The organism is Streptomyces sp. SID5643, assembly GCF_009872555.1.
Classification (GTDB): Bacteria; Actinomycetota; Actinomycetes; order Streptomycetales; family Streptomycetaceae; genus Streptomyces; species Streptomyces iakyrus.
This window is the reverse complement of sequence record NZ_WWIC01000264.1, coordinates 1-15,216: the sequence shown is the minus strand read 5'-3', so window position 1 is coordinate 15,216 and position 15,216 is coordinate 1. Positions and strand designations below refer to the sequence as shown.

Genomic DNA, 15,216 nt, shown 5'->3' with positions numbered 1-15,216 from the left:
GGGACGTATGGCACAGGCCGCCGATTCGGCGCGGACCGTCATCATGACCGTGGACGACGACCCGGGTGTCTCCCGGGCCGTGGCCCGTGACCTGAGGCGGCGGTACGGCGCGTCGTACCGGATCGTGCGGGCGGAGTCCGGCGAGTCCGCGCTGGACGCGCTGCGGGAGCTGAAGCTGCGCGGCGACCTCGTGGCGGTGATCCTGGCCGACTACCGGATGCCGCAGATGAACGGCATCGAGTTCCTCGAACAGGCCCTGGACGTCTACCCCGGCGCGCGGCGCGTGCTGCTGACCGCGTACGCGGACACGAACGCCGCCATCGACGCGATCAACGTCGTCGACCTCGACCACTACCTGCTGAAGCCGTGGGACCCGCCCGAGGAGAAGCTGTACCCGGTCCTCGACGATCTGCTCCAGGCGTGGCGGTCCAGCGACTTCCGGCCCGTACCGAGCACCAAGGTCGTGGGGCACCGCTGGTCGTCGCGCTCGTCGGACGTACGGGAGTTCCTGGCCCGCAACCAGGTGCCGTACCGCTGGTACTCCGCCGACGAGCCGGAGGGGCGGCGGCTGCTTTCGGCGGCCGGCGAGGACGGGATGCGGCTGCCGGTGGTGATCACACCGGACGGGACACCGCTGGTCGAGCCGGAGGCCGTCGACCTCGCCGCCCGGGTCGGGCTCGCGACCATGCCGACGGCCGACTTCTACGACCTGGTCGTCATCGGCGGCGGCCCGGCCGGACTCGGCGCGGCGGTGTACGGCGCCTCCGAGGGGCTGCGGACCGTCCTGGTGGAACGGTCGGCGACCGGCGGGCAGGCCGGGCAGAGCTCCCGCATCGAGAACTACCTGGGCTTCCCCGACGGCGTGTCGGGAGCACAGCTCACCGACCGGGCGCGGCGGCAGGCGGCGAAGTTCGGCGCCGAGATCCTCACCGCGCGCGAGGTGACGGCCCTGGAGGTCAACGGCGCCGCCCGCATCGTGCGGTTCTCCGACGGCTCGGCGGTCGCCGCGCACAGCGTGATCCTGGCGACCGGCGTGTCCTACCGGCAGCTGGCGGCGCCCGGCTGCGAGGACCTGACCGGCTGCGGGGTCTACTACGGGTCCGCCCTGACGGAGGCCCCCGCCTGCCAGGGACAGGACGTGTACATCGTGGGCGGCGCCAACTCGGCCGGGCAGGCGGCGATGTACCTGTCCCGGGGCGCCAAGTCGGTGACGCTGCTGGTGCGCGGCGAGTCGCTGGCGGCGTCGATGTCGCACTACCTGATCCAGCAGATCGAGGAGTCGCCCAACATCCGGGTGCGCGCCCGCACGGTCGTCGAGGAGGCGCACGGCGACGGCCGGCTGGAGCGGCTGACCCTGCGGGACGTGGACAGCGGGCAGACCGAACAGGTCGACGCCCAGTGGGTGTTCGTGTTCATCGGCGCGGCCCCGCTGACCGGCTGGCTGGACGGCACGGTGCTGCGGGACGAGCGCGGGTTCATCCTCGCCGGGCCCGATCTGACCGCCGACGGCCGTCCGCCCGAGGGCTGGGAGCTGGACCGGCCGCCGTACCACCTGGAGACCAATGTGCCCGGCGTGTTCGTGGCGGGCGACGCCCGCTCCGAGTCCGCGAAGCGGGTCGCGTCCGCCGTCGGAGAGGGAGCCATGGCCGTGATGCTCGTCCACCGGTACCTGGAGCAGTCGTGAGCACGGGGCCGGGGCCGTGCACCCCGCAGGAGATCGGGGCGCTGTTCCTGTTCGAGAAGCTCACGCCCGAGCAGCTCGGCCGGCTGTGCGCGGAGGGGCGCGTGGAGCGGTTCGAGCCCGGACCCGTGTACACCGAGGGCGAACCCGCCACCTGCTTCTACGTGATGCTCGAAGGCACGGTGGTGCTCTACCGCCGGGTCGGCGGGGACGACGTCGAGGTGACCCGCACCTCCCAGCGCGGGGTGTACGCGGGGTCGATGCAGGCGTACCTGGGCGACCGGGTGCGGCAGGTCTACAACAACTCCATGCGCGTCACGGAGCCGACGCGGTTCTTCGTGCTGCCCGCCGATACGTTCGCGGGGATCATGCAGGAGTGGTTCCCGATGGCGGTGCACCTGCTGGAGGGGCTGTTCTTCGGTTCGAAGAGCACGCAGCGGGCCATCGGCCAGCGTGAACGGCTGCTGGCGCTGGGCTCGTTGTCCGCCGGCCTCACGCACGAGCTGAACAACCCGGCCGCGGCGGCCGTGCGGGCGACGGCGACCCTGCGGGAACGGGTCGGCAAGATGCGCCACAAGCTGGCGGTCATCGCGCAGGGGTCGTACTCGCCGGAGGTCATGGCCAACCTGATCGACATCCAGGAGCGCACGGCAGAACGGGTGGCGAAGGCGCCGGCGCTGAGTCCCCTGGAGGCCTCCGACCGGGAGGACGCCGTGACCGACTGGCTGGACGACCAGGGGATCCCGGAGGGCTGGCGGATCGCGCCCACCTTCGTGCAGGCCGGTCTCGACGTGGACTGGCTGGACCAGGTCAGGGCGGCGGTGGACGAGGACATCCTGCCCAGCGCGATCGGGTGGCTCAACTACACCGTGGAGACCGAGCTGCTGATGGACGAGATCAACGACTCGACCGCCCGCATCTCGCACCTCGTGGACGCGGCGAAGCAGTACTCGCAGCTCGACCGGGCGCCCTTCCGCCACGCCGACGTGCACGAACTCCTCGACTCCACCCTGCTGATGCTGTCGGGCAAGATCGGCAAGCGGATCAAGGTCGTCAAGGACTACGACCGTTCGCTGCCGGAGATCCCCGCGTATCCGGCCGAACTCAACCAGGTGTGGACGAACCTCATCGACAACGCGGTCGCGGCGGTGAACAGTGCGGGCGGGGAGGGGACGTTGACGGTGCGGACGGCGTCGGACCACGACCGGCTGCTGGTGGAGTTCCGTGACACCGGCGTCGGGATCCCGGCGGAGGACCGGGGGCGGATCTTCGACCCCTTCTTCACCACCAAGCCGGTGGGTGAGGGGACCGGGCTCGGGCTCGACATCTCCTGGCGGATCGTGGTCAACAAGCACCATGGGAGCATCCAGGTGGAGTCGGAGCCGGGCGACACGCGTTTCCAGGTACTGCTTCCGCTGACAGCGGTCGAGGAGGAGTCGGCATGAGTGCGGAGAACGGAATCGACCCGGGCGCCGCGCCGAGCGGCAGCGGCTGCGCGGAGTGCGACGCGGCGGGCGGGTGGTGGTTCCATCTGCGGCGGTGCGCGCAGTGCGGCCACGTGGGGTGCTGTGACAGCTCGCCGGCGAAGCACGCGACGGGGCATTTCCGGGAGACCGGGCATCCGTTCGTGCAGAGCTTCGAGCCGGGCGAGGACTGGTACTGGAACTACGAGACGAACGAGTTGTACGACGGCGGGCCCGAGCTGGCCGAGCCGGTGAGTCATCCGGCCGACCAGCCCGCACCGGGGCCGGCGGGGCGGGTGCCCGGCGGCTGGGCGAAGATTCTGCGCTCCTAGTCGTCGTCGGACAGCATGCACGCGGCGGGGCCGCACCTTGTCGACGTCCCCGCGCCCCTGAAACGAAAGTTGGTTCTGTGCAGCAGGCGTCATCGGTCACGCCCGTCGTCGGACGGGATGCCGAACTCACGCGGCTCTCCGGTGTACTGGAGCGTGCGCGAGGTGGTGAGGCGAGGGCCGTGCTGATCGCCGGGGACGCCGGAGTCGGCAAGACCCGGGTGCTCGACGAGGTCGGGGGGCAGGCTGCCGCGACGGGCATGACCGTGGTCACCGGGCACTGTGTGGATCTCGGTGACGTCGGGCTGCCGTATCTGCCGTTCACCGAGATCCTGGGGGCGCTGGCCGCCGACGAGCGGTTCTCGGGTGCCCTGGCCGCGTATCCCGTGGTCGAGCGGCTGCTGGGCGCCGGATCCGCTGCCGTGCGGGACGTGGACGGGCGGTTGCGGCTGTTCGAGGGGATGGCGGGCCTGCTGGCCGATGTGGCGGAGGTCGCGCCGCTGCTGCTCGTGCTGGAGGACCTGCACTGGGCCGACCAGTCCTCGCGGGACCTGCTGCGGTTCCTGCTCGGCCGGGGCGTGCTCCGGCACCGGCTCGCGGTGTTCGCCTCGTACCGGACCGACGACCTGCATCGCAGGCATCCGCTGCGGCCCCTGCTGGCGGAGCTGATACGGCTGCCCGTCGTCGAGCGGCTGGAGTTGCGGCCACTGGCCGACCCCGATGTGGACCGGCTGGTGCGCGCCCTGGAGCCGAGGCCGCTGCCGGAGGCGACGGTGCGGCGGATCGTGGAGCGGGCCGAGGGGAACGCGTTCTACGCGGAGGAGCTGCTGGCCGCCACCGACACGGAGTCCGGTGGGGTGCCCAGCGGGCTCGCCGATGTGCTGCTGATCCGTTTCGAGCAGTTGTCCGAGACGGCGCAGCAGGTCCTGCGGACCGCCGCCGTCGCCGGGCGCCGGGTGGATCACGATCTGCTGCGGGAGGCGGCCGGGCTGCCGGAGACGGAGCTGGAGTCGGCGCTGCGGGCGGCGGTGGGGCGGCAACTGCTCGTCGCCGGGGACGACGACACGTACTCCTTCCGGCACGCACTCGCCCGCGAAGCCGTCTACGCCGATCTGCTGCCCGGGGAGCGGGCGAGGTTGCACGGCGCGTTCGCGCGGCTGCTCACCGGGCGCGGGAACCGGGCCGAGAGTGCCGCCGAGCGCGCCCACCACTACCGGGAGAGCCACGACCTGGCCGAGGCACTGGCCGCTTCGCTGGAGGCCGCCGACCACGCCCAGCAGGTCGGCGCGCCGGCCGAGGAACAGCGGCATCTGGAAACGGCCCTCGATCTGTGGCCGGCCGTCGGAGCCGAGGCCCGTCCGCCGGGCGCGGGTGTCGACCGGGTGACGCTGACCCTGCGGGCCTCCGCTGCGGCCGCGCACGCCGGGGAGCTGCACCGCGCGGTCGCCCTCACCCGGTCCGCGCTGGCGGAGCTCGGCCAGGACACCGACTCCGAACTCGCCGCCCGGGTGCGCTACACGCTCGCCGGTGACCTGTTGCGGGTGGACAGCCTGACGGCGGCGTTCGCCTACAGCAGCGAGGCCCTGGCGATGATCCCGGAGGACCCTCCGTCGCACACGTGGGTGTGGGCGGCGGCCACCCATGTCCTGGCCGCACGGCACGTCGGGGAGAACGAGACCGCGCTGAGGGTCGCCCGCCGGGCCCTGGGAGTGGCGGAGCGGCTGCGGGTGACCGACGCCCAGGCGGACCTGCTGATCTCGCTGGCCGTTTTCGACGGAGAGGGGCGGCGCGGTCCGGAGGGCCGGCAGCGGCTGCTCAAGGCCCGTGAACTCGCCCGGAGTTCGGGCAACGCGCCCGTCGAGCTGCGTGCCCTGTTCAACCTGGCCATGGGCTGCTACGAGTCCGGTGCCCTGGCGGAGTGCGTGCCCTTTCTGACGGAGGGCCTGGACCGGGCCCGGCGCGCCGGGCTGCTGTCGTCGCCGTATCCGCTGGAGATGCGCTACCTGCGGCTGCTGGTGCTCAGCGTGCTGGGCCGCTGGGACGAGTGTGTGCGGGCGGCGGCGGCCGACGCCGAGGTGCTGCCGGCCGCCGGCGGGTACACGATGGGCCCCGCGCTGTTCGTGGCCCTCGCCCGGGGTGACGTCGCGGCGGCCGACCGGGCGCGTGCCCTGCTGGAGGGGCCGTTCGACTGGATGGCCGCCCTCGTGGCGGGCATCGTGCTCACCGAAGCCGCGGCGCTGCGGGGGGATCCGGAGGAAGCGGTGCGGTGGATGCGGTCCACGGTCACGGCGCTCACCGACGAGACGGGCGCCCGTCCCGATGTGACGGTCCGGCTCGCCGCCCTGGCGCTGGCGGCGGTGGCCGACGCGGCCGCCGGGCTGCGGCTGACCGGGGACGAGGCCGGGGTACGCCGCTGGACGGACACCGCGTCGGAACTGGTGGAACTGGCGCGGGCCACGGCCGGCCGGGGCGAGAACGGCGCAGCCCAGGGCCCCGAGGGGCAGGCCTGGCTGGCGCGGGCCGAGGCGGAGTGGGCCCGGGCCCGCTCCGGGCCGGACGTGGCGGCCTGGGCGGCTGCGGTGACCGCGTTCGGCTACGGCGACGTCTACGAGCGGGCGCGGTGCCGGCTGCGCCACGCCGAGGCCCTGGTGGCGGCCGGGCAGCGGGAGGAGGCCGCGGCGGAGGCCCGGGCGGTCCGGGAGACGGCGGACCTCCTGGGCGCCGCGCCCCTGCGGGACCGGGTGGACACCCTGATCCGTCGCGGCCGGCTGTCGGACAGGCCCGGCGGCGACGACGGGGCGGCCGTGCTCACCGCACGCGAACAGGACGTGCTGCGGCTGCTCGCGCTGGGCCGCAGCAACCGTCAGATCGGCGAGGAACTGTTCATCAGCGGCAAGACGGCGAGCGTCCATGTCTCCAACATCCTTGCCAAGCTGGGCGCGTCGAGCCGCGGCGAGGCCGTGGCGGTCGCCTACCGCGAGGGCCTGATCGCCCCGGAGCCGTCGGCGTCCGGCTGACCGGCCGGCCTGTGCCGTGGCAGGGCGCGCGGGGTCAGCCGCCCCGGCAGTCGAGGCTCCCGGGATCGACGGCGTCGGCCATGGCCTTCATCCCCTCGTCGTTGGGGTGCAGGTGGTCGCCGCCGTCGAAGGCGGGCCGCATCCGTTCGGGGTCGGAGGGGCTGCGCAGGACGCGGTCGAAGTCGGCGACCGCGTCGAACTCGCCGCTGTCGCGGATGAAGGCGTTGACCTGCCGTCGCACCGTTTCCCCGGCGGGGTCCCACTCCTGCCAGCCCTTGTAGGGGGCGATCGTGGCGCCGACGACGCACTTCCCGGCCGCGTGCGCCCGGTCGATCAGCTCGCGGTACCCGGCGATCAGCCCGGCACCCGTGGGACCGGGTTCGGCCTTGATGTCGTTGACGCCCTGGAACAGGAACACCGTGCGTACGCCCGGCAGGGAGAGCACGTCCCGCTCCATGCGGTTCAGCGCGCTCTGCCCGGGGCCGTCGAGGAGGACCTTGTTACCGGCGATGCCCGCGTTGGCCACGCCTTCGATCGTGGTGCCGGATGCGGCCAGGCGGCGGGCCAGGTAGTCGGGCCAGCGGCGGTTCAGACCGGTCGTGGACTGCCAGCCGTCGGTGATGGAGTCGCCGAGGGCGGCCACGGCGCCGGTCCCCTTGCGGGGCCGTACCGTGACGGCGTCGAGGTAGAACCAGGAGCCGGTCCGCCGCTTCCAGTGGGCCGCGTCCTCCTCTGCGGTGTGGTCGCCGTGCGTGGTGTACGACGTCTGCATCGCCAGCCAGTGCCCGGTGAGCGCGCCGCCCGCCCGGGGCACGTGCAGGCTGACCGCGAGGGTGCGCCCGGCGGGGACGTGGCCGGGCAGCGGGTCGCTGTAGACGATGCCCCCGGCGGGGACCGTCACGGAGCGGGCGCCGCCGAAGGTCAGGCGCTTGTTGCTGCCGGGGACGAGCGCGGCGCCGCGGCGTTGCAGTCCCGCGTGGACGTTGCCGAACGTCACCGGCTTGTCGCCGAAGGCGTTGGACAGCCGCACCCTGAGGTCGCTGCCGCCGACGCTGGTGTGCACCATCAGCCGGTAGCCACGGTCGTCCGCCGCCTCGCCGACGTGGCCCGCGGAAGAGGCCCAGGTGACCACGTCGCGCCCGGCCGCCGCCGGAGCACCGGGCGGCGGGCTCGGCCGGCTCCCCGGCGGTACCGTGCCCGTCCCGCAGCCCAGCGCGACACAGATGGAGAGGGCGGCCAGGGCTGCACGACAGCGGGGGCGTGCGGTGCGGGGCATCGTCGGCGCTCCTTCGGCCGGTCGGTCGGATGCGGGCGGGGTGTCGCGGGACGAGGTTCCCGGCGTGCGAGGTTCCTGCTGGTCGTCCCGGCGTACGACACGGTAGTCGTGCGGCCGCCGGCCCTGTGCGGGGTGGCCCGGCGGGCGTGCCGCGCCGCTGAGCCGGCCGGGTCGCCGCCCTTCACGACGCGTCCGGCGTCGGCCGGGGCGACCGCGACGGGGAGGCCCGGGCGGGAACCCCCGTGCTCCGACGGCCGTTGACCGGGCAACCGGTCCGCACGGGGAGGGCAGGGCGGCGCGATGAACGAGTGGGTTCCCGGGGGAAATCTGATCCTCCCCCAAGGTCCGGTGAGCATCCGGGTGCCCGGTCCGTTCGACGTGTCCGCGCTCGTGACGGACGACGGCGGAAAGGTCCGGGGCGACGGCGACTTCGTCTTCTACAACCAGCCGTCGGCTCCGGGGGCCGTCCTGCGGGGCGACACGCTCACCCTGGACCCGCCGGCGCTGCGCACCGGCGCGACCCGGGTCACCGTCGTCGTCACCCCCTCGGACCCCGCGACCGCGCTCGGCGGCCTGCCCTCCCCCACGCTCCATGTCGCCGACGCGAACGGCGGCCCGCTCGCCCGCTTCACCCCGCCGCCCCCTGGACGGGAGACGGTCCTCCTGCTCGCGGAGCTCTACCGGCGCGGCGGCCGCTGGAAGCTGCGTGCCCTGGGCCAGGGGTACGCCGACGGACTGGCGGGCCTGGCAAGGGACTTCGGCGTCGACGTCGTCGACGACACACCCCCCGAAGCCGCAGCCCCCGACGCCTCCGCCTCCGACCCCGAGGGGTTCCTGCCCTTGGTCAACTCCGCGCGGACCGCGGCCGGCTCCCCGTCCCTCCGTCTGGACGCCCGCCTGGTGTCGGCGGCCCGGGAGCACGCCGCCGCCATGGCCGCCGCCGGGCGGCTCGGTGTGGAGACGCGCGACGGCGTCTCCGTCTACCAGCGTGTCGTCGGCTCCGGGTTCACGTACCTCACCATCGGCGAGCATCTGGTCTCCGGGCCGCGCACGGCCGCCGAGTTCGTCGCGTACTGCGTGCGCACGGACGGGGCCCGGCGCACCCTGCACGACCCGGCGTTCACCCACGCAGGACTCGCCCACGTGCACGACGGCCCGTCCGGTGACACCTTCTGGACAGCGGTGTGGGCCAGGCCGTTCACGCCGGACGGACTGGTGGGCACGGCGGCGGCCGTCGTCGACCTCACCAACCGGGAGCGCACCCGGGCGGGGCTCCCGCCCCTGGCCGCCGATCCGTCGCTCACCACGGCGGCCCAGGCGCACAGCGCGGACATGGTGGCCCGCGCCTTCTACGCCCACACCGCCCCCGACGGTTCCCGGCCCTGGGACCGGGCGGCCGCGGCCGGTTCGACCCGGCGGACCATCGGGGAGAACATCGCCTGCGGCCAGCGTTCCCCCGCCGACGTCGTGGAGGGCTGGATGAACAGCCCCGGCCATCGGGCCAACATCCTCAACCCGGGCTTCACCCACCTCGGGATCGGCTTCGCCGGGGGCGGCCGGGCGGGCACCTACTGGACGCAGCTCTTCGGGGGGTGACGCCGACGACCGCCCGGCGGGTCCCGCCATCGCGCGATCTTGGCGGAGGGAGACGCTCCGGGCGAGGATGCCGGTATGAAGGGTGACCTCTTTTCCAGTGAGCACATGGTGCAGCCGGCTGTGGCGCCGGGTATGACGATCGAGAACCCCAAGTGCGTCCGTTACACGGTGAACGGCGAGATGCTCGCCCGGCAGGGCGCGATGATCTCCTACCGCGGCAACCTCCAGTTCGAGCGCAAGGGCCAGGGCGTGGGCGGCATGCTCAAGCGCGCGGTCACGGGTGAGGGGCTGCCGCTGATGGCGGTGCGCGGGCAGGGCGAGGCCTGGTTCGCGCACGAGGCGCAGAACTGTTTCATCGTCGACGTCGAGCCCGGTGACGAGTTCACCGTCAACGGCCGCAACGTCCTGTGTTTCGACGCCACGTTGTCGTACCGCATCGCGACCGTGAAGGGCGCCGGTATCACCGGCGGTGGCCTGTTCAACAGCGTCTTCTCGGGGTACGGCAAGCTGGGCCTGGTGTGCGAGGGCAATCCGCTCGTCATCCCCGTCTCGCCGCAGTACCCGGTGTACGTCGACACGGACGCGATCGTCGGCTGGACCGCGGGCCTGCAGACCTCCCTGCACCGCTCCCAGTCCATCGGCTCCATGCTGCGCGGCGGCTCCGGAGAGGCGGTGCAACTGCTGCTCCAGGGCGAGGGCTACGTGGTCGTCCGGCCGAGCGAGGCGACCCCGCAGAAGGCCGGCCAGCACTGAAGACCCGTCGGGTGATCTGCACCTCAGAGGCAACCCGGTCCGTGCCGCCGACGTCTTGACCGGCAACAGGTGATGCCCTGGCCCTCGTGGCCGGGGCAGCTTTCCACCCCTCTATACGCATCATGTATACGCACTGTGTATACATGATGCGTATAACGGACCGAAAGGCATCGATGTACGGCAAGGCATTCGCCCCGGAGTACCAGGGCGCGCTCACCACCCTGTCCGTCAACTCCTCACTGACCGACGTCCTGGCCGCCGGGACCGAGCAGTTGAGGGCGGCCGAGCGAGCCGGGCAGCCCGCGGAGGCGGCGCGTTCCGGGCTGGCGGTGGCCGAGGCGCACCGCCGGCTGGGCCGGGTCGAGGACGCGGACCGGGCCTGGAAGGCGAGCTACCGCGCGGCCCGGCAGGCCGGGGACGTCGGGGCGATGGCCTGGGCGCTGTGGAGCGGCGGCACACTGGCCCGCCAGCGCGGCGCGCTCCCGCTGGCCCGCAGACTGCTCCGGCTGGCGGCCGATCTGGGCGAACAGGGCGGAGACGTCGTCGTCCGCGGCTACTCCCTGGCCGGCCTGGCCGAGACCGGCCGCATCCAGGGTGACTACGAGGCCGTCGGCCGGCTGCACGAGCAGTTGCTCGCCGAGGCCCGCCGGCGCGGGGAGGCGCGGCACACGGTGTGGGCGCTGGAGGGCATCGCGCAGATGCACCGCAACACCGGGCGGTACGACTCGGCGTACGCGCTGTTCGAGGAGGCCGCCGGGATCGCCGCCCGTGCCGACGACAGGCGCGGCCACGCCTGGGCGCTGCGCGGGCTGGCCGATGTGGTGTCGGTGCGCGACGGCGACACCGAGCGGGCGCTGGCACTGCTGAGCGAGGCGGAGACGACGTGCCGTGCGATGCGGCTGTCCAGTGCGCTGGCCTACAACCACAAGATGCGTGGCAACGTCCTGTACCGGGCGGGGCGTTACGCGCAGGCGCGTGAGCTGTACGAGCAGGCGCTCGAAGAGTTCCGGGAGATGCGCGAGCCGCGCGGGGAGGCGTTGTCGCGGCTGGGGCTCGCCAAGTCCCTGGCCCGCCTGGGCCGTGCCCCTGACGAGACGGCGGCCGAACTGGCCGATCTCGCCGGTCTGCTGGAGCGCATCGGTCTGCAGCACGCCCGCCGGATGGTGGCCCGGGCCCACGAGGAACTCGGCATACCGGCGGCCGGGCGGGCGACGGAGGCGGCGCGGTGACGGCGCTGCCGACGACGGTGAGGGCGGCGACGGTGACGGCGGCGACGGCAACCGGCTCCGGCCGGAGTGTCCCGGCCGCTCGGGCAGCACGACCGGGCGAGCCGTGTGATCTCGGGATCGGCGCCGGTGACGTCCCGCGGGTCCTGCGGCGGTGCCGCGCCCTGGTCCGGCCGGCCCTGGAGGAAGCGGTCGGGCGACTGCATCCCTGGGTCGGTGAGATGGCCGCGTACTCCTTCGGCTGGTGCGAGGCCGGCGGCGCGCCGGCCGTCGCCTCCGGCGGCAAGGGCGTACGGCAGGCGCTCGCTGTGCTGGGCGCCGAGGCGGCGGGCGCTCCGGAGCGGTCCGGGGTGGCGGCGGCCGTTGCGGTGGAACTGGTGCACACCTTCTCCCTGCTGCACGACGACATCATGGATGGCGACGCTCAACGGCGGGGCCGCCCGACGGTGTGGAAGGCCTACGGCACGGGGCCCGCGGTACTCGCGGGCGATGCCCTGTTCGCCCTGGCCGTCGAGACCCTCGCCGCGCGGCCGCGGGGCGGGGAGGCCGTTCGGACACTGTCCGTGGCGCTGGGTGACCTGGTGCGCGGGCAGGCGGACGACCTCCTGTTCGCCGATCGCCCGTGGACAGGGCCGGAGCGGGTGAGGCCGGACGAGTACCGGGCGATGTCCGAGCGCAAGACGGGCGCGCTGCTGGGCTGCGCGGCAGCACTGGGTGCCGTGCTCGGGGGTGCCGGCCCCGCGACGGCCGGCGCGCTCGACCGGGCGGGCCGGCATCTCGGGGTCGCATTCCAGATCGTCGACGACGTGCTGGGCATCTGGGGTGATCCCCGGGTCACCGGCAAGCCGGTCCACGGTGATCTGCGCGAGCGGAAGAAGACGTTCCCGGTGCTGGTGGCGCTCGGCTCCCCGCTGGGCGGCCGCGTCGCAGCACTCCTGGAAACGGGGGACGCGCCGGATGAGGCCGCGGCGTTGATCGAGGAGGCGGGCGGCCGTTCGGCGGCGATGAGGGAGGCCCGGCGGCATCTCACCGCCGTCGAGACATCGCTGGCCGGGGCACCGTTGGCCACGGGAGCAGCCGACGACCTGCGGTCGCTGCTCACCTACCTCGTACGGCGCGACACCTGAACCGACGGGAACGGCCCGCCCTCCGGCCGAGCAGGGACGTCCCAACCGGTCGACAGGCGCCGGACAAGCGCCAGGCACACCACCTGAGCCGATGCGGAACGCTTCGCACACGGCCACGGTGATCTGCGCGAGACCCACCCCGACCGGCCGGCCCTCCGCCGAGCAGGAACGCCCCAGCCGGTCGACAGGCGCGGGACAAGCGCCAGGCACACCACCTGAGCCGATGCGGAACGCCCCGCGATGACGGGCAAGGACGACCCCGTACCGGCCCGGCACCCCGGGCCGGGCGGGCAGTCGGCTCAGCCGGGCGCTCCGCCGCTCGCATCGCTTTGACCTCGCCCCCTCCCCCGCGTCAGGGTTCGACACGGCGCGTTCCGCGACCCCGCGCCGGAAGGATGGCTGCCATGATCGGCATTTCGGAGATCGAGGCCGTGGCCGGGCGGATCGCCGGGCACGTCGTACGTACCCCGACGGTGGACAGCCCGGGACTGTCGGAGCTGCTCGGCGCGCCGGTCACCGCCAAGCTCGAACTGCTGCAGCGCACCGGCTCGTTCAAAGCGCGCGGGGCGGTGGCGAAGCTGCTGTCGCTGGGTGCGGCCGAGCGGGCCGCCGGGGTGGTGGCGGTCAGCGGCGGCAACCACGGGATCGCCCTGGCGGTCATGGCCGCGGCCCTCGATGTGAAGGCGACGGTGGTGATGCCGCGTTCGGCACCCGCCCGTGCCGTCGAGATCGCGGAGGCGGCCGGCGCGTCGGTGCGGCTGACCGACGACATGGACGGCGCGTTCGCGCTCATGACGCGGCTCCAGCAGGAGGGTCTCACCCTGGTCCACCCCTTCGACGACCCGGTGGTGATCGCCGGGCAGGGCACGGTGGGGCTGGAGTTCGCCGCCGACGCCGGTGAGCTCACCGACGTCCTCGTGAGCATCGGGGGCGGCGGTCTGATCGCCGGCGTCGCCGCCGCGCTGCGGGCCCTGCGGCCCGGGGTTCGGGTGTGGGGCGTGGAGACCGAGGGCGCGCAGGCCATGTCCGAGGCGCTGGCGGCGGGCGGCCCGCTGCCGGTCGCCCTGTCGTCGATCGTTTCCACCCTCAGCGCCCCGTCCGTGTCGCAGCTGACGTACGACCACGTCTCGGCCTTGGTCACCGAGGTTCTCGTGGTTCCGGACCGGGAGGCCGTGCAGGGCTCCCTCGACCTGGCCGACCACGCCAAGGTGTGGGTCGAGCCGGCGGCGGGCTGCCTGCTTCCCGCCGCCCGGCAGGTCCTGGAGCGGGTCGGCGACGGTGCCCGGCTCGGCCTGGTGGTGTGCGGGGGCAATGTGACGACGGGCGACCTGTTCGCCTGGTCGCGCCGCTTCGGTCTGCGCTGACGATCCGGCCACTGCCGGGGAATCCGTCACGGAATTCTTCGGAGGGCTTTGAGTTCAGACGTTGTACACGTTCGCATTTACCGCCGGTACCACCAGGCCGGGCCGTATTTTGCCAATGAGCGGCCGGTTACGGGTGCATTCCTCGCGCCCCGTGGCGGCCCCGGCGGCCGAGGTGAACCGCACCCGAGCCCTCGAAAGACCGTTCTTTCTCGCACACTTGATCCCATCTCTTGAACGAAAGACAAGAATGAACACGGAGTTGCGATCCACTTGAACGCGCACGGGCTCACTCCCCGTACCTCTGGAAAAGGTGAGAGCCAGGTTTCCAGCGAGGGATGGCCATGGGCAGGGCGCACGTCTCCACACACCAGTTGGTCGCCGGCCGGTACCGGCTGCTCGAGATCATCCAGCGGGAGACCAACCGCATCTGCTGGTACGCCGAGGACACCGGGACCGGCGACGTCTCCCGCCCGTGCCTCGTGACCCAGATCGGGCTTCCGCAGGACCCGCACGGGGCCGAGCGCCGGGCCGCCGCCCGCCTGCTGCGCACGACCGAGAACATGGCGCTGCTGTGCCCCGGCCGCATCGCCACGGTCGTCGACGCCGTGGAGGAGGCCGGCGCCCTGTGGATCGTCAACGAATGGATCGACGGCACCCCGCTCGGTGAACTCCTGTCGGAGCAGGGCACGTTCAACTACGTGCGGGCGGCGCGGATCGGTCTGGAGCTGCTCGACGTACTGGACGCCGCGTACGCCCAGGGCATCACACACGGCGAACTCAGCCCGGGCCAGGTGTTCGTACGCGAGGACCACTCGGCCGTCGTCACGGGCTTCGGCCTGGCCGGCGCGACCCTCGCACCGCGTCTGACGGCACCGGCGTACGCGTCCCCGGAACAGGCTCGGGACCAGCGCATCGGCCCCGCTGCGGATCTGTGGGCGCTGGGCGCGATCCTGTACACGATGGTCGAGGGGCGCCCGCCGTTCCGGGACCGGGGGCGTCCGGAGAACACCCTGAAGGGCGTGGACCGGCTGCCGCTGCGCACGCCGGTGCGCGCCGGGCCCCTCACCCAGGTCGTGCAGGGGCTGCTCCGCAAGGACTCACGGGAGCGGCTGACCCGCCCGGTCGTGCGGGAGGCGCTGACCCGCGCGCTCAGCGAGGACCCCGAGGCGGCCCTGGCCATGGCGCCGGTCCCCCGGCTGCGCGGCGCCTACTCCGCGATGCGGCCGGGGAGCCCGGCGTGGAGCAGACGGACCATGGTGGCGGGGACGGCCCTGGCCGTGGTCACCGTCGCCGTCGCCGTGCTCGCCGCGACCCAGGGGCTGCCCGGCACGGACGGCGGCAGCGAGGCGGCCGAATCACCGGCCCGGCCGCCGGCCTCCGCCGC

General features: G+C 73.5%; 11 protein-coding genes. 10 read left to right on the top strand and 1 reads right to left on the bottom strand.

The genetic code is table 11. The features are described from left to right. The first annotated feature begins 7 nt into the window (after nt 1-7). From GTY56_RS29770 to GTY56_RS29755, 4 genes are all read left to right on the top strand, one after another. Nucleotides 8-1,684, top strand: coding sequence for an NAD(P)/FAD-dependent oxidoreductase (locus GTY56_RS29770; RefSeq protein WP_161368406.1), 1,677 nt, complete (start codon nt 8-10; stop codon nt 1,682-1,684). Then, complete coding sequence (locus tag GTY56_RS29765) at nt 1,681-3,126, top strand: ATP-binding protein (RefSeq protein WP_161368405.1); 1,446 nt, start codon at nt 1,681-1,683, stop codon at nt 3,124-3,126. Before GTY56_RS29770 ends, GTY56_RS29765 begins: the two co-directional genes overlap by 4 nt. Then, nucleotides 3,123-3,476, top strand: coding sequence for a UBP-type zinc finger domain-containing protein (locus tag GTY56_RS29760; protein ID WP_161368404.1), 354 nt, complete (start codon nt 3,123-3,125; stop codon nt 3,474-3,476). The genes GTY56_RS29765 and GTY56_RS29760 overlap by 4 nt, the downstream gene beginning before the upstream one ends. A 77-nt stretch (nt 3,477-3,553) precedes the next feature. Beyond that, nucleotides 3,554-6,490, top strand: coding sequence for an AAA family ATPase (locus GTY56_RS29755; RefSeq protein ID WP_161368403.1), 2,937 nt, complete (start codon nt 3,554-3,556; stop codon nt 6,488-6,490). A gap of 34 nt (nt 6,491-6,524) precedes the next feature. Here the strand turns inward: GTY56_RS29755 and GTY56_RS29750 are convergent, their stop codons facing one another. Further along, nucleotides 6,525-7,766, bottom strand: a complete 1,242-nt coding sequence (locus GTY56_RS29750) for an SGNH/GDSL hydrolase family protein (RefSeq protein WP_161368402.1) — start codon at nt 7,764-7,766, stop codon at nt 6,525-6,527. Nucleotides 7,767-8,066: 300 nt separating this feature from the next. Between GTY56_RS29750 and GTY56_RS29745 the strand changes: the two genes are divergently transcribed. The 6 genes from GTY56_RS29745 to GTY56_RS29720 all read left to right on the top strand — a co-directional run. Beyond that, on the top strand, nt 8,067-9,362 hold the full coding sequence (locus tag GTY56_RS29745) for a CAP domain-containing protein (protein ID WP_161368401.1): 1,296 nt from the start codon (nt 8,067-8,069) through the stop codon (nt 9,360-9,362). Nucleotides 9,363-9,437: 75 nt separating this feature from the next. Further along, nucleotides 9,438-10,115: an AIM24 family protein gene (locus GTY56_RS29740; protein WP_161368400.1), complete on the top strand. Its 678-nt coding sequence runs from the start codon at nt 9,438-9,440 to the stop codon at nt 10,113-10,115. Between the two features lie 173 nt (nt 10,116-10,288). After that, nucleotides 10,289-11,344 carry a tetratricopeptide repeat protein gene (locus tag GTY56_RS29735; RefSeq protein WP_161368435.1) on the top strand — a complete coding sequence of 352 codons (1,056 nt, stop codon included), beginning with the start codon at nt 10,289-10,291 and terminating at the stop codon, nt 11,342-11,344. Next, the gene (locus GTY56_RS29730; protein WP_524540154.1) at nt 11,341-12,468 is read left to right on the top strand and encodes a polyprenyl synthetase family protein; all 1,128 of its coding nucleotides are present in this window, start codon (nt 11,341-11,343) and stop codon (nt 12,466-12,468) included. The genes GTY56_RS29735 and GTY56_RS29730 overlap by 4 nt, the downstream gene beginning before the upstream one ends. A 404-nt stretch (nt 12,469-12,872) precedes the next feature. Next, nucleotides 12,873-13,832, top strand: a complete 960-nt coding sequence (locus tag GTY56_RS29725; protein WP_161368399.1) for a threonine/serine dehydratase family protein — start codon at nt 12,873-12,875, stop codon at nt 13,830-13,832. A gap of 341 nt (nt 13,833-14,173) precedes the next feature. Further along, on the top strand, nt 14,174-15,216 hold a 1,043-nt coding region (locus GTY56_RS29720), incomplete at its 3' end, for a serine/threonine-protein kinase (RefSeq protein ID WP_161368398.1).